General features: G+C 42.6%; 13 protein-coding genes. 11 read left to right on the top strand and 2 right to left on the bottom strand.

Features of this window, described 5'->3' with window-relative positions; translation table 11 throughout:
- Positions 1-20: 20 nt before the first annotated feature.
- The 5 genes from DWX23_RS06705 to DWX23_RS06685 all read left to right on the top strand — a co-directional run bounded on the left by DWX23_RS06705 (position 21) and on the right by DWX23_RS06685 (position 7995).
- Positions 21-2957 (top strand): glycosyl hydrolase, encoded by a 2937-nt coding sequence (locus tag DWX23_RS06705; protein WP_122373889.1) that lies wholly within the window; start codon positions 21-23, stop codon positions 2955-2957.
- Between the two features lie 134 nt (positions 2958-3091).
- Positions 3092-3640, top strand: coding sequence for a 3'-5' exonuclease (locus DWX23_RS06700; RefSeq protein WP_122373888.1), 549 nt, complete (start codon positions 3092-3094; stop codon positions 3638-3640).
- 114 nt (positions 3641-3754) lie between these two features.
- Positions 3755-4771 carry a sensor histidine kinase gene (locus tag DWX23_RS06695; protein WP_122373887.1) on the top strand — a complete coding sequence of 339 codons (1017 nt, stop codon included), beginning with the start codon at positions 3755-3757 and terminating at the stop codon, positions 4769-4771.
- A gap of 1 nt (position 4772) precedes the next feature.
- Positions 4773-5486: a LytTR family DNA-binding domain-containing protein gene (locus DWX23_RS06690; protein ID WP_122373886.1), complete on the top strand. Its 714-nt coding sequence runs from the start codon at positions 4773-4775 to the stop codon at positions 5484-5486.
- Positions 5487-5598: 112 nt separating this feature from the next.
- A complete protein-coding gene (locus DWX23_RS06685; protein ID WP_122373885.1) occupies positions 5599-7995 on the top strand; it encodes a TonB-dependent receptor domain-containing protein in 2397 nt (798 codons plus the stop codon).
- A gap of 15 nt (positions 7996-8010) precedes the next feature.
- Here the strand turns inward: DWX23_RS06685 and DWX23_RS06680 are convergent, their stop codons facing one another.
- Complete coding sequence (locus DWX23_RS06680; protein WP_122373884.1) at positions 8011-9201, bottom strand: dicarboxylate/amino acid:cation symporter; 1191 nt, start codon at positions 9199-9201, stop codon at positions 8011-8013.
- Positions 9170-10636 (bottom strand): Na+/H+ antiporter NhaC, encoded by a 1467-nt coding sequence (nhaC, locus tag DWX23_RS06675; protein WP_122373883.1) that lies wholly within the window; start codon positions 10634-10636, stop codon positions 9170-9172. Before nhaC ends, DWX23_RS06680 begins: the two co-directional genes overlap by 32 nt.
- A gap of 797 nt (positions 10637-11433) precedes the next feature.
- On the opposite strand from nhaC, the gene DWX23_RS06670 reads away from it, so the two are divergent.
- The 6 genes from DWX23_RS06670 to DWX23_RS06645 all read left to right on the top strand — a co-directional run bounded on the left by DWX23_RS06670 (position 11434) and on the right by DWX23_RS06645 (position 25045).
- Positions 11434-12432, top strand: a complete 999-nt coding sequence (locus DWX23_RS06670; protein WP_122373882.1) for a FecR family protein — start codon at positions 11434-11436, stop codon at positions 12430-12432.
- Between the two features lie 117 nt (positions 12433-12549).
- Entirely contained in the window at positions 12550-15945 is a 3396-nt protein-coding gene (locus DWX23_RS06665) for a TonB-dependent receptor (protein ID WP_122373881.1), read from the top strand.
- 13 nt (positions 15946-15958) lie between these two features.
- Entirely contained in the window at positions 15959-17581 is a 1623-nt protein-coding gene (locus tag DWX23_RS06660; protein ID WP_122355768.1) for a RagB/SusD family nutrient uptake outer membrane protein, read from the top strand.
- Between the two features lie 368 nt (positions 17582-17949).
- Complete coding sequence (locus DWX23_RS06655; protein ID WP_122373880.1) at positions 17950-18513, top strand: RNA polymerase sigma-70 factor; 564 nt, start codon at positions 17950-17952, stop codon at positions 18511-18513.
- A 178-nt stretch (positions 18514-18691) separates the two neighbouring features.
- Positions 18692-21577 carry a hypothetical protein gene (locus tag DWX23_RS06650; RefSeq protein ID WP_122373879.1) on the top strand — a complete coding sequence of 962 codons (2886 nt, stop codon included), beginning with the start codon at positions 18692-18694 and terminating at the stop codon, positions 21575-21577.
- A 6-nt stretch (positions 21578-21583) separates the two neighbouring features.
- Entirely contained in the window at positions 21584-25045 is a 3462-nt protein-coding gene (locus tag DWX23_RS06645) for an SUMF1/EgtB/PvdO family nonheme iron enzyme (protein ID WP_122373878.1), read from the top strand.
- The last annotated feature ends 94 nt before the right edge of the window (positions 25046-25139 follow it).

The raw sequence follows: 25139 nt of genomic DNA, 5'->3' as shown, positions 1-25139 counted from the left end.
ATGTAAAGAATAAAGTAAATATGAAACGATCTGTTAGTTTTATAATATCAATACTCTTATTTCTGACGGGAGTAGTCAGTGCTTCGTCTGATTTGGAGCAGCATTTTGTTAAACCTCCTGCTGATTGTCGTCCGCATGTCCTTTGGCAATGGCTTGGAGGAATGGTGAGCAGGGAAGGAATTACGAAAGACCTGGAAGCTATGGCAGCCCAGGGGATCGGAGGAACCATGATCATGGTTATGTCCGACCAGCAACCTTGGCCGTATGTTTTCTCATATCGAGATTATCCGGGGAAAGTGAAAGTCCTAAGTGATGAATGGTTTGATTTGATGAATTTTGCCATAGGGGAATCCGATCGTTTAGGATTAGAGGTAAGATTATTCATTTGTACCGGTTGGAGTCATACCGGCGGACCGTGGGTCCCTGCAGAGAAGAGTCTTAAACGACTTTCATATTCAAAGAAAACGGTAGAAGGTCCTATCTCTTTTGATGCGGTTTTGGAAAAGGCTTATGTCCCTACTCCTTCATTTTCTATACCTGAATGGAATAAGGATAGAAAGAAAATACCTGATCTGGGAACCTTTAATAAAGATATGTTGGTACTGGCTGTTCCGGAAACTAAACCCGGGGAAATAATAGATCCGGATAAAATTATCGTATTAACCGATAAAATGGATGCAAATGGAAGACTCGTGTGGAATGTTCCTGAAGGTAAGTGGAATATATGGAGAATGGCACTTGTTACAGCGAACAGTTTCAATCATCCTGCTGATATAGAAACGGTAGGGCATGAAGTAGACCGGATGGATCCGGATGCAATCCGTCTTGTGTATGATAATATAGTAGGACGGATCAATAAGGAAGCGAAACAGAAGGGGTATACTTCTTTTAAAGGATTTGAAAATGACAGTTACGAAGCCGGTTATCAGGATTTTGGAAATGACTTTATTGAAGAATTTCAGAAAAGACGAGGATATGACTGTTCTCTTTGGTTACCGGCCTGGAAAGATAATAATATGGTCATTAGAGATCAGGAACTGACAAATCGTTTTCGTTGGGATATGCAAAGAACGATTTCTGAATTATATGCGGAAAGGTTCCATGGAAAGTTACAGCAATTGGCAGATGAAAATAATCTGGAATGGTTGTTGGAACCTTATTTTGGTATTCCTCTCGATTGGCAGTCTATTGCCGGGATATCTAAAAAGCCGGGTGTGGAATTCTGGGTAAGATCACATTTGGACCAACACGGGAAAAGGCAAGGGCCTCCGTCGGATATTATCGGTACATCAATGGAAGCATCTTCTTTATATGGGCGGAATGTAATATGGGCTGAAGCTTTTACCGCAGAACCTTATCAAAGTGCCTGGAGAAATGATCCGTGGATATTAAAAGACGAAGCGGACTATGCATTGACTAAAGGCGTAAATCAGTTTTATATACACGGATTTTACCATAATGCATTCTCTGATAAATATCAACCGGGATTCACCATGGGCTATTTTGGTACACAATATTGCCGGTATCTTACATGGTGGCCCTTTGCCGGAGCATGGCATAACTATCTTGCCCGATGTAATTATATGATGCAGGCAGGATTGCCTGTTGCCGATGCATTGGTGTACCCTACTAAAATCTCTTCCATGCCGACGCTTATCGAAGGACGTTATCGCCAGGTATGTCTTACGGATGATGTTTTATTGGAAAAGTTGAGTGTTCGTGATGGTAAGCTTGTTTTGCCTCATGGCACTGAATTTAACGCGTTGATATTGAAAGAAGGAGAACGTTTACGTCCGGAAGCATTGGCAAAAATACGGGATTTGGTTGCCCAGGGTGCCACTTTAATCGGAAATCCTCCTCCTGTTCAATCATTGAGCATGGAGAATTATCCGGAATGCGATGAGAGAATGCAACGGTTGATCTCTGAATTGTGGTTTGGTTTATCAGCAACCTCTGCATCTGATATTCAGTTTGGAAAAGGACGTGTTCTTTCCGGAATGCCGGTAGATGCAGCAATGGAAAAAGTAATGGGACTTCCGGAGTTGTTTTTCCAATCTACAGGAGACCCTTGGGAAGTAAAAGATATGCTTTACGGGCAACGCAAACTTTCTCAGGGAGATCTTTATTTCATCAGCCATCGGGGTAGAGAAAAGGTGAAAGCGAAGGTGAACATTAAATGGAACGGACTTCAGCCTGAATGGTGGAATGCTGTTAACGGGGAGCGACGTGAGCTTACTGAGTATGATGTTTTTGACGGACGTATCATTATTCCGGTTGAAATGCTTCCTCGTGAAAGCGGATTCTTGGTTTTTACCAAACCTATTTCAGAGAAGACGGTGCGGACTCCGAATTTTCGGAAAAAAGAGGAAGTACAACAAATTGAAGGTAAATGGAATGTTAGTTTTGACCCTCGTTGGGGAGGTCCTAAACAAGTTGTCTTCGATAAATTGCATGATTGGGCTGAAAATCCGGATAAGGGAATCAAATATTACTCTGGTATAGCGAAATACAAGATTTCATTTAATGCGGCAGATGTTTCAGCATCAATACTAGATTTGGGTATTGTGAAAAATATGGCCCGGGTTATTTTAAATGGAAAGGAGCTAGGCATTGTCTGGTGTACGCCGTGGCAGGTGCAGGTACCACAAGGTTTACTCAAAAGTCAGGGGAATACTCTGGAAATAGAAGTTGCCAATACCTGGGCAAACAGGATGATTGGTGATGAACAATATCCTGATGATGCCGAATATATCAATCCTGGTACTCCAGGAGATCGCCCCGGCGGTTACGATAAGTATACGCAGGGTTATGGCCTGAAAGAATTGCCGGATTGGTTTATCAAGAATAAGCGGCGTCCGGTGAAAGATAGATATACATTTACTTCATGGAAATTCTATAATAAAGATTCGCCATTGCAGCAATCGGGACTTATCGGACCTGTTACTTTGCAGAAATAACTGAATGATTAAAAATGGGGAGTGGTTCAAAATCAATGGAACCTACTCCCCGTTTCTTTGCTGTGGAAATCTGCGGATGTTATCGAGCTCCTGGTGTTTATTGATTATCTTTGCAAAAATGATTGAAACGCTTTATGGAACGCTTTGCCGCAATAGATTTTGAGACCGCCAATGGGAAACGCAGTAGTGTATGTAGTGTCGGGGTTGTCATTGTAGAAGACAATCAGGTTATCGACCAGGCATATAGTTTGATCCGTCCGTATCCCAATTATTATACCCAGTGGACCACTGCTGTTCATGGCCTGACACCGGAAGATACGAACGAGGCTCCTGACTTTGAAGAAGTCTGGGCGAAGATAGCACCGAAAATTGCGGATCTGCCTCTGGTAGCTCATAACAGTCCTTTCGATGAAGGATGCTTGAAAGCCGCCCATATGGCCTATGAACTGGCTTATCCCAAATACCAGTTCTATTGTACCTGCCGGCTATCCCGAAAGATGTACCCTTTTCTGGTCAACCACCAGCTGCATACCGTAGCAGCCTATTGCGGTTATGACCTGACGAATCATCATCATGCGATGGCAGATGCTTATGCCTGTGCACATATCGCTGTAGCAATGATGCGTGAGAAAGGTGCCAATACTTTGCAAGAACTATTATTGTCCTGTTCTAAAAGAAGTTGACAAAGGAAAATTTGCTGTTTAGAAGGAAAAAGCTTACATTCATCAAATAAATTTTATTCTATCTCAATTTGAAGGTAGTTTTGAGAGCTTTTGATATTCTAACGTAAATAAAATATGATGTATCGTTTACAGAAATGGATTTCACCTGTAATATTAGCTGTTATATGCCAACAAGCAATACGGTTGGTAACCGATATTTCTATAGATAATACTTTTTGGGTTACACCTTCACAACATCTGAGAGAACTAATAATTAGTCCTCCTTTTTTTTATTTAATTGACAGGGGATTGTATCTGCTCTTTGTAAAAAGAAGTACAAATAAAAAAGGGTGGAAAGATATTGTGAAAGAATATGGGTTGGCTGCTATTTACTTTTCTATATGCATTATTATTACTGTTTTTATTATACATGTTTTATTGAGTCTGCCGGATTACTTTAGAGATTATGTAATTGCAGTAATGGTCTGTGTACCGATTTTGTTGTTTTATTTTACATTGATACGGAATGAGTATAATAGAAGAAAGGTTGATGAGCAGAACTTTGAATTGGAAAGGGTAAAAGCTGCTCAGCTTGAAACAGAGATGAAGTTCCTGAAAGCCCAGTATCATCCGCATTTTTTGTTTAACGCATTGAATACAATTTATTTTCTGGTAGATGAAACTAATATTGCTGCTAAAGAAGGTATCGAGCTTCTTTCGGGTTTGTTGAGATATCGGCTTTATGATGTGGAAGAGCAGGTTCCGTTAGAGGATGAACTTCAATTTCTTAATACATATATCGCTTTTCAGAAACTTCGGATTGAAGAAGGAGTGAAAGTGGATTTCTCAACAGAGATAGCCGATAACCAAAGGAAAATCCATCCGTTACTCTTTCATCCGTTACTCGAAAACGCCTTCAAATATGTAAATGGAAATTTTTATATCGGCATTCGGGTAAGTCAACAAGGTAATATGGTTATTTTCAAAATAACCAATACAATCATAAGATATCCTGAATCCGAACAAAAGGCAGGGATAGGACTTACTAATCTTAAACAAAGATTAGCAATACTTTATCCGGGGAGACATGATTTGTCAATCAACAAAGAACAGGATTTGTTCACAGCAACATTAACTATAGAGATGGAATAAGATGAAGATAAAATGTGTAATAACAGACGATGAACCTTTGGCTCGTAAAGGGTTGCGGGAATATATCGAGAAAGTAGATATTCTGGAATTAGCAGGAGAATGTAAGAATGCGATCGAATTGAATAATCTATTACAAACGACGAAGGTCGATTTATTGTTTCTTGATATTGAGATGCCGTATTTATCGGGTCTCGATTTTTTAGCTAATATGGAAAATCCGCCTCTCACTGTAATTACCTCTGCTTATGAAAAGTACGCTTTGAAAAGCTATGAATTCCACGTGTCTGACTATTTGTTAAAACCGATTTCATTTGCGCGGTTCATGAAAGCCATAAATAACATACAAGTTACTATGGAAAAGGCAGGAAAAGAAATCGACTCGCGTTCGTACGTTTTTGTCCGGAGCAATAAGCAACTAAAGAAAATCATATTCGAGCAGATATTGTTTATAGAGAGCATGGAAAACTATGTCATTATCAATACGCCGTTATCGAAAGATATAGTCAGTATCCCTTTAAAACAATTTGGGGTCATATTACCGCAAAGTTCATTTATGCAGGTACATCGTTCCTATATCGTTAATATCAATAAAATAGACGCTGTAACAGGTAATCAACTAAAAATAGGAGATAAGATACTTCCCATCGGGCGTAGCCAGCGTGAAGATGTGATGCGCATATTAGGCAGTTATATCATTTCCCCCAAAAAGGAGTAAAAGGAGAAAAAGTGTAGTATATCCATCGATATATGTCGTTCGTCAATATTTTTTGTTTTAGGCGGTTTACCGGAATAATTTTGACCGTAAGTAACTTAAAACAAGATATATTATGGTCAACAGATTCTTCTTTTCCGTTCTTCTGTTCATTTGTTTTTTCTCCCTGAACACTTACGCACAAAGTATCAGGATTTCGGGACGCATTATCGATGATAGTGGTCTGGCTATACCCAATTGTACCGTGATGCTTTACCATGAACAGGATAGTACTTTGGTCAGTGGAGTGATTTCTGATACAAATGGATTGTTTACGGTTCATGCGAATTCAAAAAACTCTTATCTGATCGAAATTTACATGCTGGGGTTTGAAAAAAATATCTCTTTTCTGGAAGTCAAAACCGAAAATATAGATATGGGAGATATTCGGTTAAAAGAATCTGCAGTCAGTTTGTCGGAGATAACAGTTACAGGCGCTAAAAACGAAATTGTGTTTTCTCCCGGGAAAACAATTATCAACCTGTCTTCTCCTTTTACCCAGGCAGGAAGCAATGTGTTGGATGTATTAAAAACAATGCCGGGTGTCTTTGTTAGTGAAGACGGGACCGTATCACTGAACGGACAGAGCGGTTCGCAGATAATTGTCAATAACAAATCCACCTATTTGTCCGGAGATAATCTTATGAACTTGTTACGTTCCATGCCGGCAACCTCCGTAAGTAAAATAGAACTGATCACCCATCCTTCGGCGCAGTATGATGCAGCGGGGAATGCGGGTATTATTAATCTGCAAATGGACAGGCATTTTTTCAGAGGAACCAGCCTTGCCGTCAATTCTCGTTACACGCAAGGTAAATATGCCAGCGGTGATGTCGGTTTTAATTACGCATATCGTGATGGAAAATTGTGCCTGTTTGCTGACTATTCTTATTACACGGGTAAAGGCTACAATGATTTAAATGTTATACGGGAAGACCTGGATTGGGTCACTCAGGAACCGTTGGGTAAATTTATGCATCAGCATACATACAGAAAATGGAAATATGACTCTCATTATTATCGTGTAGGATTTGATTATGATATCTCATCGAAAATCTATCTGGGAGTCTATTCCAACGGTTTTATTATGGACCGGAGGCAGGACGGGGATATCAGCTCCCGGATTGTCGAATCAGGTCATCCATTGCGGTCGGAACTGTTCACGAGTAACAGGAACAATAAATATCCCCGTTCGTATGCAGGAGGCATAAATATGTCGTACAAACCGGAGAAAGAAGTGGAATGGAATAACTATTTCGATTTTGTCTATCACAATCAGCCTGAAAATCAGTTTCAGTATGATGTTTTCAACGACTTTGTTTCAGGGCAACAAAAACAAGATACCTTGAAAGGTGATATGGGGGGGAAGATACGTATTTATGCGGGAGAAAGTAATATTAGTTTCCCGTTAGGTAAGAGCAAAGTACGTGCCGGAGTAAAAACATCCTTTGTTTCTGTCGATAATTTTACCCTTTATCACAATCGGTCTGATAATGAATGGAAAGAAGATGTTCAGCTGAGCCGACAGTTTTCTTATAATGAGAATATAAATGCTGTTTATTTACAGCTTGAAACCCGTTTTTCAGACAGGCTATCCACACAATTAGGATTCAGGGTTGAAAATACAAATGTAAAAGGAATCTCCCAGCATTACACGCATTTGTTTCCCTCGGTAACTTTAGAATATAAGCTTCCGAACGGGAATGCCTTGTCTGCCCTCTATTCCAGACGTATAAACCGTCCTAACTACAATGACATGAATCCTTTTGTCTATATATTCGACAATTATATGCACGAACAAGGAAATCCGGATTTGAAACCTTCGTTGTCCGATAACATAGAATTGTCTTTTGTCTGGAAAGACAAAATGAAAGCAAGTCTTTTCCTTTTACATGTGAAAGACCCTATCAGCAAAAGTTTCCATCTGGAAGAAAACGACCGGATATTGGTTTATCCCGATAATTTATCATCCAGCTACTCATACGGATTGCGTTTAAATTCCACAGTCTTCAGTCCGGTTACCTGGTGGAAAGCGAGTGCAAATCTCTCATTGAATTATAAAAGATATAAATGGTTCTTTTTTGACAAAGAAGAAAAAGCATCCCTGTTTTCTCCTTATGCAGGCTTGAACAACCTGTTTGAATTCTCCAAAAACTGGACAGCGGAAATAAATTTATCCTATCGGGGGAAAAACGCTGACGGACAATATTCTTTTAAGCCCCTGTTTATTGCCAATGCCGGAATACGCCGTCAAATATTTAAGGGTAATGGAACCATCTCCTTTACTGTCGATGACATCTTCGAATCCAACCTACTGAAAGGAGAAGTGAGAATGCCCGGACGGTTTTATAATAGTCGTGAAAGGGAATTGGGAAGACTTTTTCGTCTTTCTTTCTCGTATCGGCTCCGACAGGGAAAAGAAGCCAAAGCCGCCAACCGAAAAAGATATGTAGATGAAAGTAATCGTATTTGAATGTTTCATCAAAATCTATTCGGTGATCTCGGGAGACGGCTGCTGCTTCCCTGCAATTTTATCTACCACAATGGCAATCGCCCCGTCACCTGTGACATTGCACGCCGTACCGAAGCTATCCATCGCAATATAAAGTGCGATCATCAAAGCCTGTAAGGTCTCGTTGAAGCCAAGCATACTCTGTAATAATCCCAGTGCTGCCATGATCGCCCCTCCCGGAACACCCGGAGCAGCTACCATCGTTATGCCCAGCATCATGATAAAGCCAGCCATTCCGGCAAAAGTGACCGGTTCTCCGGCCATGTACATGATTGCCATAGCGCAAGCCGTGATCTTCATCGTGCTACCGGATAGATGGATTGTGGCACAGAGAGGCACAACAAAAATTGCAATGGTTTCCCGGACCCCGTTTTTTATCGTTTGTGCCAGTGTTACCGGTATGGTTGCCGCCGAGGACTGGGTGCCCAGAGCGGTTGCGTAAGCCGGCAACATATTCTTCAGGAGCCGGAACGGATTTCTGCCGCTGATACCTCCGGCAACAGAAAACTGGATGATTAAAAGCACTACATGGAGAACGAATATGACGATGATCACTTTCAAGAACATCGCTATGATACTCATTACCTGTCCGCTAACCGTCATATTCAGGAAAATACCGAAGATATGCAAAGGTAGAAGCGGTATGATCACAGCCTCGATCAGTATCGTTATGATCTTTTGAAAGTCGTTGAATGCATCCCGTAGGGTATTGCCGTTGATATAAGAAAGTCCGAGGCCGATCGTAAACGACAGGAGCAAAGCCGTCATTACATCCATCAGGGGAGGCATCGCCACAGTGAAATAAGGTGTCAGCATGAAATCTTCCGGATTATCCATTGCCGTCAGTTCTGCATTGGCAGGCAGGATATGGGGAAAGATGGCAGAGCTGCTGAAAAAAGTAAAGAATCCGGAAAAGATAGTAGAGCCGTAAGCGATCAGGGCCGTAATAGCCAGCAGTTTTCCGGCCCCTTTACCCAGGTCTCCGATAGCAGGTGTTACCAGTCCCAGGATGATAAGGGGGATGGAGAACGAAAGGAAGTTCCCGAACAACGAGTTGAAGGTTACAAAGATACGTGCGATGCCATTCGGTAAAAACTGGCCGAATAAAACACCGGCAGCGATGGCAATAATGACTCTAGTCAGTAGCGATATTTTCAGCTTTTTCATTTATCCTTTTTATTTTGTACCCGATGGCGGCAACCGTTATGCTCATCAACGGGCTGATTAGATTAAAGAAACAATAAGGTAAATAGGTAAGAGTGGCTACACCCAGGATGGTTGCCTGTGTCATACCACAAGTATTCCACGGAATAAGAGGTGAAGTGACGGTTACGGCATCTTCGGTCGTACGACTCAACAGACGGCTTTCATATCCTTTTTTCTGGTAAATATCTTTGAACATATTACCTGTCAGGATGATGGAAATATATTGGTCGGCAGTACAGATATTCAGGAATAAACCGGATGCAACCGTTGAAGCGACCAGTCCTACCGTCCGTTTCATAAAACGGATAAATACGGAAGTGATGCTTCCTAGCATTCCACTGGCAGTCATAGCCCCACCGAAACACATGGCGCAAATGATCAGCCAGATCGTGTTCATCATACCGCTCATGCCCCGGGTGGAAACCAATTCGTTCAAATCCGGATTCCCCGTTTGGATCTGTGTGCTACCGTAGAAGGTCATGATTAGTCCTTTGAACTGTGATTGTATGTTCTCTATCGGCAAACCGGATATTTCCTGTAGCAGATGGGGCTGGAAGATCAGAGCGAATATGCCGGCCAGAGCTGTAGAAATGAAAAGAGTGATGATAGACGGTATGCGTTTGGCTATAAGGATACCTGTTATGATCGGGACGATTAACAGCCATAAAGAAATATCGAATGTTTCTTTTAAAGAGGCGGAATACATGGCAATCTGGTCGGAAGCGGTTGCTTCGTGTGTCAGTCCGGCTACGGTAAAGATCACTAATGTAATCACTATGGACGGGACTGTGGTGATTATCATGTATTTGATGTGCTTGAACAGCGGCGTGTCCGTCACGGATGAGGCAAGGATGGTTGTATCTGAAAGCGGGGATATTTTATCTCCGAAATAAGCGCCGGAAACAATAGCTCCGGCAATCCAGCCATCGTCAAATCCTTGTGCTTGCCCGATGCCCAGGAGGGCGATGCCGATGGTTGCTATGGTGGTCCAGGAGCTTCCGGTCATAACGGAAACGATGGCACAGATAACACAGGTGGATGTCAGAAAGAAACTGGGATGAATGATCTGCATCCCGTAATAGATCAGTGTCGGGACGACTCCGCTTATCATCCAGCTGCCGGATAAAGCCCCGATGATCAATAAAATGATCAAAGCCGTAGCCACTCCGGATATATTATTGATCATTGCCAGTTCGATCGCTTTCCAGCGCACTTTGCTGTATCCCATAGCGATCAGACAACAAACAGCTGTGGCTGTAAGTAATACCACCTGACTTCCTCCGCTCAGGGCATCGCTGCCGAATATCCGGATTGTGACAAACAAAAGGGCTACCAATACAAGTATGGGAACCAGTGAAAGTAAAGGTGAGGGTATCTTTATGGGATTATGATCCATTATTATATATATGCTTTGAATTATTTGCCTGCAAAAATACGCAAAAATAATCTATATATTGACATATAGGATTTCAATATCCCGATGATAAGTAGTTCAAATAAATAAAATTGACAAAATGTTATTTTATCTTGTTGGAGATTTTGTTGTATGTATTCCGGTATATCTCCGTGCGGATTTATGCGACTGTGGAATAGTTGTGTGTTGTCATGTTGGACTCGTTGGAGTGGGAAATGAAGCAAACTGGTGCATTAGGCGATAATATCGAACGGTTTGTTTGAAATAGATGGGATTTACTATTTATATGCTAATCTGTTTGTGATTTGTTTTTGAATCTTTTAGCGAAATAAAAATGTTTTATAGCATGTGTTTTTAACGCAAAAGTCCGCTATCCTGTTTGAAAGGTAACTGAATTTAACATATATTTCATTTAAAACGAACCCTCTTCTTGTTTAAAATGAGAAAAAACTCGTTTTAAACGAACTTCAAAAAATACAATGTAAATCTGTGAAAAGCCTTAAAGCGGGAAAAATGTTAAATAATGTAGTTTTATTCCGGCCAGATGATGAACGTTTGTAAATAGTGGTGTCGCTTGTAAAGGGTATATTGTATCATAATGACCGCTTGTTGCCTGAATAGTAATCTTTTTGATTTTTTACTCAAGGCTGCACTGTGTCAGGACTTCTGAATTAAATAATTATTTTATTATGAAAATATGAAAGTCCATATACCCTCCTTCTCTTTTTCTGCGCCTTTAATTATGATGAGGGATATTTCCCACTCATAAATTAAAGTAAATGGTGCAAATAGATAATTACATACAATCATTTTTGAATGGGTCTCTGGATGCTGAGAGCCATGCTGTTTTACGGCAGTGGATCAAAGAAAAACCGGAGAACAGGGAATATTTCCAAAATACGGTAGCTATATGGAAAGCGACCGGAGTAATGTCGAATGCCGATGGTTTCGATGTTACAAGTGCCATTGGTAAGTTTAAGGAAGAAACCCAACCGGCAAACCGGATGGAATTCTATCGCCGTGCATTGAAATTATCGGCTGCCGCTATCATTCTTTTATTGTGTGGAGTTTCTTCATTATTCTTTTTGTGGCAATCGGAGCGATCGGCTTCGGAGATGGTTGAAGAATACAAAGAATATGTGGTTGAGGTTCCGGACGGAGCAAAATCAAAGATTACATTTCCGGACGGTTCTGTTGTCTGGCTGAATGCCGGGAGCAAGGTGACGTATGATTCGAACTTTGCCAGGGAATCGAGAAATGTCGGATTGACGGGGGAGGGCTATTTCGAAGTAAGCAAAAATAAAGAATTACCCTTTGTGGTGAATACCGGGAAATTAACAGTGAAGGTTCTCGGTACTAAATTCAATCTAAAATCCTATGAAGAAGACTCAGAGGTGAAAGTAACCCTCAAGGAGGGAGCGGTGAAGGTCGGAGATTTTCTGACCGATGCCGCCCCGGTCGTACTGAAACCAAACCAGCGATTCACCTTCAAGAAAATGACTCAGACCATACAGGTCGATTCGGTGGATGCCAGCCATATAGAGAATTGGCGTAACGGAGCGATGACCTTTGATAAGGTTCCGCTTGAAGAAATAGCAAAAGAATTGAGACGCCTATACAATATACCGATCCGGATAGAAAGCGATAAACTAAAACATATCGTCTATTATTCAGATTTTCAGGAGAATGTGTCGATAGAAAAAGTACTGGAAATATTGTCTTCCGGCAATAAATTCAGGTATGAGGTGAAACCGGAATTTGTTAGAATTTTCAATTAACATAAGTCAAACCCAAAAGTAAATGTGAATGAGGAAAAAGTAGTAGTAACCGTGGGGTAAAAAATCAGGAACCCTTTTTTCAAGTAATTAAAAAGTTAAATCTTAAACAAGTGAAGTATGAAAAAAACATTTAGAAAATCTGTTCAGGACTTATTGGCTACAAGAGCAGGACGTCTGGCAAATCTGGCTGGTGTATTTCTTGTTGCCGGAACGCTTACTCTTAGTGCGAGTACGTATGCCACTGAGCATATGCTTTCCTTAAATCTTAAAAATGCCACGATCCGTGAGGCTATTGAATCCATCAAGAGCCAAAGTGAATTTTCATTCAGTCTGGATGTTAAAGATCTCAATCTGGATGAAAAAGTATCTGTCTCCCTGGACAACAAGTCTATTAATGAAGTATTGGCCGTGCTGTTTAACGGACGGAATGTACACTATGAAATCAATGATCGTCATGTTGTTATTACTCGTGCCGGAGAAATTGGGCCTGGAGCAGTGATGCAACAGACAAAGCAGATCACAGGCCGTGTTCTGGATGCGAATAATGAACCCGTTATCGGAGCAAATGTTGTAGTAGAAGGAACGACAATCGGTACGGTAACTAATGTGGATGGTAGCTTTACATTGGATGTGCCTGACAAAGCAACATTGAAAATCTCTTATATAGGTTATATCGAACAGAGTATTCCTGTTGGAAATAAATCTGTAGTTTCTGTTATTCTGAAAGAAGATTCACAGGCGTTGGACGAAGTGGTTGTGGTTGGGTTCGGTACGCAGAAGAAATTGAATTTGACCGGTGCTGTAACGGCTGTTACCGGCGAAGAGATGACCAAACGTCCGGTTACTAATGCAGCAACCATGTTGCAGGGACAGGTTCCGGGTTTGCGTGTCAACCAGGGTTTAGGAGCCCCGGGTGCTGAGGCTACTACTTTTCGTGTTCGCGGTCAGGGAACTTTCTCTGATGCAGGTTCTGATCCGCTGGTTTTGGTAAATGGAGTTCCGGGTAGTATCTCTAACCTGGATCCGAGCATGATTGAAAGTGTTTCTGTATTGAAAGATGCTGCGTCTGCTGCTATTTATGGTGCTCGTGCCGCCAATGGGGTTATTCTTGTGACGACGAAGCAAGGGGCGGCTGGTGATGGTAAGGCACACATTGCTTATCATGGAAATGTAGGCATCTACAACCCGACTCGTATGTACGATATGGTAACGAACTCTGCAGAATATATGGAATTGTTTAACCTGGCCAAAGCAAATTCCGGAGCTGGAGAACGCTATACCCAGGAGCAGATCGATGCTTATCGGAATGGTGGTGGTAGCGAACAATATCCTAATTTCGACTGGTTGGGTTATATGTTCAATACAGCCGTGGTTCAGAATCATAATCTGTCGATTGCCGGTAATGCCGGAAAGACAACATATAATGTTGCTTTGAACTTTGTAAATCAGCCTGGTACGTTGAAAGGCTTCGATTATCAGAAATACAATGCGACAATCGACTTGACTTCTCAGATTACTGATTTTATCAAGATCGGTACTTATTCCAATTTGATGTATGGTGATCGGGAAGAACCTCGTCAGGGACAGAGTGATGTTTTACTTTCAACAATGTCGCAGGCGCCTACTTATATGCCGTGGTTGCCGGATGATGGTTCCGGTGTTACCCGCTGGACCGGTTCCGCCTATTCTTTTGAATCTCACAATAAAAATATGCCGGCCATCATTGGTACCAACACTACTAAAAATTATCAGGATTTTGATGTGAATGCTCAATTGTGGTTGGAGGTAAATCTGGCTAAAGGGCTTACCTGGTATACAAAAGGGGCCGCTCGTTTGCAATCGAATAAGTGGAAAGAGTGGGGAGGATCCGATGTCCCGGTTTATGATTATCATACAGGCGAACAAACCGGTTATCTGGATAGAGGTTCTAATGGTTTGACTGTTGAAGATCAACGTCGTTTCTATACGAATCTGTATACTTATTTGAAGTATGATTATTCTACTCCGAATAAAAATCACAACTTCAGTATTATGGCCGGTTATAGCCAGGAATCGGAAAAGTATGAAACAGTAAGAGCGTTCAGAAAAGAATATGCATTTGACTTGCCGGTAATCGATGCCGGTTCTACTGCGAATTGGTCTAATGAAGGAAAACAGGAAGAGTGGGCCATCCAGTCTGTATTCGGCCGTTTGAACTACAATTTTAAAGAACGTTATCTGTTTGAAGCCAATATGCGTTATGACGGTACATCCCGTATCTCTTCGGAAAATCGCTGGGGTATTTTCCCTTCATTCTCTGCAGGTTGGCGTATTACGGAAGAGGATTTTATTAAGGATTTGAATCTGAATTGGCTGAATAATGCTAAAATCCGTGCTTCTTGGGGACAGTTAGGTAACCAGAATATTGGTTTATATCCATATCAGGCGATGATTGCCAGTGTAAGTAACTATCCGTTTGATAAGAAAACTGAAACCGTGGGTTATCAGCAGAAAGCGTATGCAAACCGCGACATCAAATGGGAAACTACTACTATTACCGACGTCGGTTTCGATTTGCAGGTATTCAATGGGTTGAATGTTACATTCGACTGGTATAAGAAAGTTACTTCTGATATTTTGCGTACCTCACAGGTTTCTGCATTGTTGGGTATGACTGCTCCGACTGTAAATAATGGAGAAGTTGAAAACAAAGGTTTTGAAATCGCTTTCAATTACAACAACATGATCACGGATGGAGTCTTTAAGGGCTTGCAATATAATGCAGGTGTTTATTTCGATCGCTCGAGAAACAAATTAACGCAGTTTGGTGCAGAGGAAATCGACGGATATAAATTGAGAAGAGAAGGTCTTCCGTATAATGAATATTATATGCTGGAATGTATCGGTGTCTTTGCAACGGAAGATGAAGTGAAAAATTCACCGAAACAATTTAATGATAATACATTACCGGGTGACCTGAAGTTTAAGGATCAGAATAATGATGGTGTAATTGATAATGATGACCGTATTCCTATTTCAGGACGTTTCCCGGGTTTTGAATATTCGGTAAATGCCGGTGCTAGCTGGAAAGGCTTCGATTTATCGTTACAGGGACAAGGTGTTTCAGGTAAGAAATGGTATACAAACGACTGGGGAATCTATCCGTTCCGTCAGGGCTCTGCTCCGACGCGTGAATATATAGAAGGTATGTGGACAGAAGAAAATCCATATAATGCCAAACATCCGCGTCTTTACTTCGATAATTTGGGAGGTAATAAGAATAACAGAGCGAATACTTATATGTTGCAGAATGCTTCTTATTTCCGTTTGAAGAATTTGACATTCGGCTATACTTTACCAAAAGCCGTTACGGATAAAGTGAAAATGTCACGGGTAAGAGTTTATTTCTCAGGAGATAATCTATTGACATTTACAAAATTCTACGGTCTGGATCCGGAACGTGAGGATGATGGACGTGCAGCTGTTTATCCGCAAAATAGAATTTGTTCTTTTGGTTTAAATGTTGAATTTTAAAAGGTAGAATACAATGAAAAAGATAATAAATATAGTATTGGCTTCGGCTTTGTTGGTGGGTTCTACGACTTCTTGTAGTGATTTCTTACAGAAAGATCCTCCATCTTCGCCATCACAGTCTGTTTTTTGGCAGAAAAAAAGTGATTTTCAATCTGCTTTAGCTGGTAGTTTTTCTATGGTATACGAATGGCCGGGAGAAATGTCGCAAATTATTGCTTGTTTTGATAATTTGACGGACAATTCTATTTGCCAGCATGATGAAGATACCTATGGTAAAACCAAAACAATAGCATTAGGTGATTTGGATCCGAATACAACAGGATATGTGACTTATATGTATAATCATTGTTATCAGGGTATAGCTCGTCTTCATCTATTGATGGAGAATCTGGAAGTTTATGAAGGAACGGATATGTCTGCTGATGAAAAATCTTTTATGCTCGCACAAGCGAAGGCTTTAAGAGGATATTTTTATTCCTGGTTATATCAATGCTATCGTGAGGTCCCTCTGGTAACAGCTTCATTGACTATGGATAATATGTATCAGGCAAAAGCTTCCCGTTCTGATGTCTATACTCAGATTGTGAAAGATTTTGATGATGCGATTGCAGCTCTGCCGGATAAACCTTATTCGGATTCACAGATGTCCGGATATTTTACTCCGGGTGCTTTGAAAGCGTTTAAAGCTCGTCTGATGTTGGCTGAAGCTTACGATGATAATGGTAATGCCGATCCTTCTAAAATGGGGGCCATTGTATCTTTACTGGAAAGTATTCAAGGATATGGATTAGCCGACAGAATGCGTGATAATTTCATTTCCGCTGAGCAGTTGGCTTCTCCCGAAATCATGTTCTCCGTTCGTTATCTGGCTCCCAATACCACACATAGTATGGATTTATATTATGCAGCATGGACCACTTGCGGTGTCACTCGTGACTTAGTAGATGCTTTTGAATGTACAGATGGGCAAAAATGGGGTGAATCTCCGTTGACGGTTCCGGTAAATGAATCATTACTGGCAACGGGGGCTTTGGATAATGCCAATAAAGCAGAGAGAGAGAAACTGTTCCAAAATCGTGACCGCCGTTTGTATGAAACGGTTTGTCATAGCGGTGTGGCTGATTTTTCGATGGATGGACAAGAAGGAGACCCTGTTACGGTCACTAATCAGATGCAAACCGGTTTCGGTATGATGAAGTTGATCCAACCGACAAAAGAAATGCCGAGTTATTCTACTATTTCCGATGCGGATGTTATCATTCTTCGTTATGCAGAAGTGCTGATGATGATCGCTGAAGCTGAAAATGAAGTAAACGGACCGACTCAGAAAGTATATGATGCCGTGAACCAGATCCGTGTACGTTCGGGACAACCGGAACTACCTACGGGACTGACCAAAGAACAGATGCGTGAACGTATTCGTAATGAATGGCGCGTGGAATTTGTATTTGAAGGTCATCGTTATTTTCAGTTAAAACGTTGGAAATTAATGGAAGAACTGGTGAATGGAGCTGCAGATCCTGCTTTACCTACTTACATAAAAGTATTTAAACCGGCATTCTATTATTTCCCGTTGCCACAAACAGAAATAGATAAGGCTGGCGGTGTTTTGGTTCAGGATCCCAATTATAAATAAGCCTACTCGCTAACTTTGACAGACGATACCGGATGAACAATTTATTTAACCTGATAACCCCGGTATTGCCATTGATAATTAGTCGATTAGTATGCGTATTATAGTGACTAAAAAAAACGGTCGTTTTATTTAGTCATTTTTTATATTGACTTCACAAAATTGATTCAGACCTCTAAAAATACTAATAATGTGCGAGATACCATTCACCAGAGGGTAGAAAAATCAAATGATTTTCTTGAAAAATAGTGACTAAAAAAAACGACCGTTTTTTCTAGTCATCTATAGTTTTTAATAAAACTTCATGTAATAGATATTGTGCTGAAATTTAAATTGATACGGGTAGTTTGTGGTAATGTCTTTAATGTGTTATGATGGATACTCGTGATGAATTAGTGAAGTTACAACAAGGAAACCATAAAACTTTTGAATGTCTATTCAAAAAGTACTATGTTTTTCTTTGTTACGAGGCACGTTCTTATATCACAGAAAAGCATATCGTAGAAGAAATTGTCGGAGATGTATTTCGCTGGCTATGGGAAAACCGGGAAACATTGGTTATTACGACCTCTATAAGGGCTTATTTGGTTCGGGCGGTTCATAATGCATGCCTGTCGTATCTCAGACGAAATCAACCTGAATATATAGAATTGGATGACAATATAGCAGAAAGGAATACATTGTTCTCGTTGGATGAATCCCCTCTCGATTATGTTCTCTCCAAAGAACTGATAGAACGGGTTGGTAAAGCTGTGAAAGAATTGCCTCCTCAATATAAAAGGGTTTTTGAACTTAGCCGATATAAAAATCTGAGCTATGCAGAGATTTCGGAAGAAATGGGTGTTTCCGTGAATGCCGTTAAATTGTATCAGAAAAAGGCATTGGCACAACTCCGGCTGGTTTTGAAAGAGTATTTACCGGCTTCTCTGGACTGATCGAATTGAAGTAATTTGTTATCATTCGGGTATAAATAGATTCTATTTCGTAGATTATTAACTTTTTTATGAACGAAAAGTAACATAATCTCAAAATATAAACGCATCTTTGTTGCGATAAGAAATGATCGGCTTATCAGTTGTCGGCTTGTTAACGCAACAACAATAATAAATACTTATGAAAAAGATTCTTATACTTATTGTTTTGTTGGGATTACTGTATCCTGACCGACCGCTTGCACAGAATAGTATCAAGCTGTATCCTTATCAAATGATCCCGTCTCATCATCCCGATTACCTGCGTCATCATGTGAAATCGCCGGATGCCTCTTTTTTTAATAACAAAATTCAGTTTATAGCCCTTCGTGACCTTTCCGGGGATTATAAACAAAAACTCGATCAATGGGTGGTTAAAGATAAGCTCGGAGATATCCTCTGGGTTTCCTATCCTCTGGTTTTTCAGGATAACTTGAAAGAGGTCGTTGCCGAGATAAAGAAAAGGAATCTTTATCTGTTTGACCTTTGGGGATATATTCCCGGCTCCGGTCCGGGCGGATACTGGACCCAGTTCGTTATTCCTGACGGCGTACTGAATCTTTTTGAAACGGAACTAGGGGATCGTTGGCTGGGTATGGATAACGGTGAACAGGACGGTCGTTATGTCGGTAGCTTTGCTCCCCGGATGTATCCTTTAGGGGCAGACCGTCGACAACAATACTTTAATTTCCAACGTCATTTCCAGGAAATGGGCGACCAGTTGGGGAATAAAATGGCCACGCTGGTTTCTCTGAATTTCGGGCATTATTTCCTGAAGGAAGGAGTATATACGCTGATCGGAGCCGAGACAGCCCAGGGGTTACCCAATTCACAGATCTATTATTCTTTTATCCGTGGCGCCGGTAAGCAATATGGTGTTAACTGGTTCGGAAATGCTTCCGTATGGAACCGTTGGGGATATAAGACATACGATTCGAATGCGACTAATATTGATGAAGACTACGGTAGCGGAGGTCCGTTGAAGGGTACTTCGCTCGGATTGCTGAAACGACTGATCTATACCCATCTGATGTATGATTGCGTGGCTGTTGGTTTTGAAGGCTCTATGCGGATCGACGATAAGCAGCTCAGCCCGATCGGTAAAATACAGCAGAGTGCTGTTAAATGGATAGATAAACACGGTGATCCGGGTATAATGTACACACCGGTGGCGTTGATGACCGATTTCTTTTCCGGCTGGTCATTCCCGCGTCATTTATACTCGGGACAGGCTTATAAGGTATGGGGCAATTTACCGTACGAATTACCGGATTATCTGACCGACGGTATGCTCGATATTTTATATCCGGGCTATCAGGATGCCTCTTATTATAAAGATGAAAGAGGGTTTATCGCTCCGAACCCTTACGGAGATATTGCCGACTGCCTGATGAGTGATGCTCCCCTCTGGGTGTTGAAACAGTATCCGGTATTGGTCATTGCGGATGAGCTACGTCCGGGCAAAGAAATTAATGATAAGCTGAATGCTTATGTGAATGAAGGCGGGCATCTGGTCATTACGGCCGGTTCTTTGAAGAATATGCCGGATGGAATAGCCGGTATCCGTACCGGAGAAAAGACCGTGGTATGTACTGCCCCGGTAACTTATAAAGGACAGTCGTTGAAGGAACGCGCACCTTATACGCTGGCGGAGTTGGTCTATCCTGCATCTGCTACCGTATTGCAAAAAAGTAATGAACTTCCGGCTGCTGTCGAACTGAATGCCGGGAAGGGGAAAGTGACGGTCCTTGCTTCTCCTTATGGAGTTACGGAGCAACCGCAATGTGAATTACCCGTAAAGGTGATGGAAGAAAAGCCGTTGGACAAACCTTATCCCATACTGAATCATACAAAAGCATTGATGGAAGATATTTTTGCTTCTATGCAACTGTTTGAGACCAATCCGGAATTGAGCCTTGTGACTTGTTCCAGGGGAAGCGGTGAATATACCGTCCTGATCTCCAATGAATATTGGGAGCCGAAAGATTTCTCGATCAGGGCAAAGACGGGAAAGATCGTTTCCATCAAGGAATTGCCGACTGACTGTTCGGAAATGAAAGCGGTGGGTTATACTCCGAAAGTAATGTTGAATACATCGGTTGGTAAAAATACCTCCCATACGATAGCCGGTGGAAATGTCCGTATTTTCCGTGTCCGCCTGGATAATGAGGCGGATGTGAAAGTCATGCCGGAAAGTACCCCGGTCCCGAATACAACCGGACGGGCACTTGTGCTGCGTAATATCCGGGATGTGAAGGAAGAGATCCTTTCACGTCCGACGTTCTTCGAGCATTATGACCGCGTCGTGATCGACTGGCGCTATCTGCATAATAAGGAAAAAGAAGCTTTGAGGCAGGAAGCCGGTTGGCTGGGACGGCAAAAACTGAAAATGACAGTCGATCTGACTTCCGGTTTGAACCTCTATCCTGATTTGAGGATCGTAAATAATGATCCTCCTTTCTATCAGAAAAGTATGGAGATTATGAAAGGTGTTATCGATAAGATGGAAATACTGGGGGCTGACGAATTGCTGATATCTACCCAGCGGACCATCGAGAACAATTATACGATGGAACAGTTCTATGCCTCACTGAAAGAATCTTTCCAGGTATTATCCGACTATGCGGCGAAGAGAAATATCCGTTTATTGTTGAGACAATCTGTTTCCCGTACACCTGATACGATAGAAGGGCTTCAGAAACTGGTGGGAGAAGTGAACCGTCCGAATTTTACTTTGGCACCGGCCCTGTCGCTGCTGTTGAATAATGAAGCCGGCCTGGATGACGATTTGAATCGCCTGAAACAAATGGATATCAGAGATATTCTTATTTCCGCTCCGGAAAAAGATATCCATGGTCAACTGTGGAACACCAATGCCCCCCTATACAGATCCGGTAAAGCAACGCTCATCCGTAAGATACTGGCTGCATTCCCACAGGCAAATTACGTGATGGATGGCCTGTATACTTCGCAGGATGAAGAGTATATGGACGGGAAAGCGATGGACGAATTTGTCACCAAAAAATAATCATCTATGTGGAAAAAATTATTGATTACAGGATGTATGGCCTTCTGCCTGTTAAGCGGAGGGATACTATCCGCACAACCCAGTTGTGAGACGAAAGAGGAGGTTACCTCCGAACAACTGGACAGGACGCAAAAAGGACTGGTTGCCATGATGAAAGAGCTGAAAAACGACTCTTATTTTCAGGCGGAACTGGATAAAGCTGCTGCCCAGTCGACCCCATCCAAACAGATGGAAGCGTATAAGAGTTTGGCTGCCCGTTTGCTTTCTGTCCTGGAGATACAGGCAGAACTGGAATGGATGAAGCCGGAAGCGATTCAGGAAGCGTTGGGTATCATGAAGAAAAACTCCGGCTTTGATGCCGCATTGGCAGATAAACGTTTCGGTGAACTGAAATCGTTGCTTGCCGGAGGATTTGACGGTATTTATACCGGTGATCCCCAGGCAGTCGATAAGGCAAACAAGGCATTGACGCTGAAACGTAAACTGATGCTGATGAGCCCGGATGTGAATGTCGACAAAATGTTGACGGTTAAGTTCGACCTGGGAGAAAGGGCTAATTTCGTAGGTGCGGGCAGTTTGGGTATCCAGCCGAATAACTGGTCGAACCTGAGCTCTGCAAGCCGTAAGAACTTCAAGGCCCAACTGGTTGAGTTATCCGGTCTGAAAAGCGGTGATCTCAGTGAAAAGACACTTTATAAACCGGCTGTAGACGGCTCCTCTGTCACCGACCTGGTATTGAACTGGGACGGGAAGCGGTTGATGTTTACCGCTTTGGATACGGTACGGAGATGGCAGGTTCATGAACTGAATATCGATGGGGGAGACGCTAGACAGGTAACCAATATACCTGAACCGGATCTGGAGTTCTTTGACGGAACTTATCTGCCTGACGGACGCATGCTGGCGATTTCCAATATCGGTTATCAGGGCGTTCCTTGTGTAAATGGCAGTGATGCGGTGGGTAATATGGTTTTGTATGACCCCAGTAACGGCTACCTGCGCCGCCTGACATTCGACCAGGATGCGAACTGGCATCCGGTAGTAATGGCAAACGGAAAAGTAATGTATGTACGTTGGGAATATACCGACCTGACGCACTACTTCTCCCGCATAGTCATGCATATGAATCCGGACGGAACGGAACAAAAGTCGTTGTATGGCAGCGGTTCCATGTTTCCGAACAGTATTTTCGACGTGCAGCCGTTACCGAAACGTACCAACCGTTTTGTCGGTGTTATCTCCGGGCATCACGGCGTGGCACGTTCCGGCCGTTTGATGATCTTTGACCCGGCAAAGAGCCGTAAAGAAGAAAAGGGTATGATCCAGGAATTGCCTTTCCGCGGTCGTCCGATCATCCCTGAAATAAAGGATGAGTTGGTGAACGGTGTATGGCCTCAGTTCATCAAACCGTATCCGCTGACCGACGAGACATTCCTCGTAACAGCCAAGCTGTCTCCGTATAGCCGTTGGGGTGTTTATCTGGTGGATATTTACGATAACCTGACATTGGTAGCCAATGCGGATGAAGCCGGTATGATCTATTCCGTTCCGGTAAAGAGTACACCGGTTCCTCCGGCTATCCCTGACCGTATCAAACCGAATGAAAAGGAAGCGACAGTGTTTATCCAGGATATTTATGAAGGGGAAGGATTGAGAGGCGTACCGCGCGGAGAGATCAAATCGTTCCGTGTCTATGCCTATGAATATGCTTATCGCCGGACCTTGTCCGACCATTATAATCATGGTATTCAGGCTGGCTGGGATATCAAACGCCTGCTGGGAACTGTTCCGGTGGAAGAAGACGGTTCTGCTATTTTCAAGATTCCGGCTAACACGCCGGTATCCCTTCAACCGCTCGATGCACAGGGGCGTGCCGTACAGTGGATGCGTAGCTGGCTGACGGGTATGCCGGGCGAAGTGGTTTCGTGTGTCGGTTGCCATGAAGACCAGAACACGATACCTGTGCCGAAGAGGGTGCTGGCTTCTACCCGTAAACCTCACGAACTGACGATTGCCGACGGCGGGGTTCGCTCTTATGCCTTTAAGTATGAGGTACAGCCGATACTCGACCGGGCTTGTGTGGCCTGCCATGACGGTAGTAAAGCCGGACACCCGAATTTTAAAGATACGACTTCCGTAGGTATTACCGACTGGAGCGGTACGCGTTATTTCCAGAAGAGCTACCTGGCATTTCATCCTTATGTGAACCGTCAGGGACCGGAAGCGGATATGTATGTCATGAGTCCGTATGAATATCATGCATCTACCAGTGAGATCGTCCGTATGTTGGAACGGGGTCATTATAATGTGAAACTGACCGACAGTGAGTGGGATCATCTGGTGATGTGGATCGATATGAATGCTTCGGGACGCGGTGAGTTCGACGCCGATCCGCTGAATGGGTATGACCAATATGAACGCCGTATCGAACTGGCTGATAAATATGCGAATAATGCAGGTGTGGACTGGCGTAAAGAGTTGGCCGATTATGCCTCTTATCTGAAAGGTAAAGGCGAAATCCGTCCGGAAATGCCGGAAAAGGTAACTCCTGTAAAACATAAAGAGGTGAAGATGAAAGGCTGGCCGTTAACGGCGGAAGATATTCAGGCGATGTTGTCAAAGGAAAAGGGACTTAGAAAAGAGATCGAAGTGGCCGACGGTGTCAAGATCGCTTTCGTTCGTGTTCCTGCCGGTAAGTTCGTGATGGGTACGAATAACGGTTATCCGGACCAGGCTCCTGAATTCAAGGCAGAAGTAAAACAAGGTTTCTGGATGACAGAAAAAGAGTTGACGAACGCACAGTATAATGCTTTGGTTCCTGATCACGACAGCCGTATTTATGCACAGCATTGGAAAGATCATACGACTCCCGGTTATCCAGCGAATAAGCCGAACCAGCCGGTTATCCGTGTCAGCTACGAAGAGGCGATGAAATATTGTGAGATGCTTTCGGAAAAGACCGGATTGAAGGTGACGCTTCCGACTGAAGTACAATGGGAGTGGGCTTGCCGTGGCGGTAGCGACCAGCCGTTCTGGTATGGTGCGATGGATGCGAATTTCGGTCCTTATGAAAACCTGGCCGATGTCCAGTTGGAAAAGATGGCAGTAACAGGTATCGATCCGCAGCCGATGGAGAAGGATAATCCCTGGTTCCCGTATTACAATTACATGCCGAAGGTTGAAACGGTCAATGATGGAATGATGATCCCGACCGACGAATATAGTTATAAGCCGAACCCGTTCGGACTGATCAATATGCATGGAAATCTGCAGGAATGGACCCGTTCGTTGTATGCTCCTTATCCTTACAGCGAGAAAGCCCAGGCGGCAGCCAACCCTCGTCAGGTGGTAGCCCGTGGCGGTTCATGGGTAGATCGTCCGAAAGATGCCACAGCCACTGCGCGCCGTGTTTATCTGCCCTGGCAGCGTGTTAATAATGTAGGGCTTCGCCTGATTATTGAGGATTGAAAATAAAAGATATATCTTTTTAAAACAAAATAAGGGACTTTCTCTAACGAAAGTCCCTTATTTTGTTTTAAACCACCTATACTTTTTATATAGG

It is taken from the genome of Parabacteroides sp. AF18-52, assembly GCF_003479145.1.
GTDB lineage: Bacteria > Bacteroidota > Bacteroidia > Bacteroidales > Tannerellaceae > Parabacteroides > Parabacteroides faecis.
This window is presented reverse-complemented; position numbering and strand designations above follow the sequence as displayed.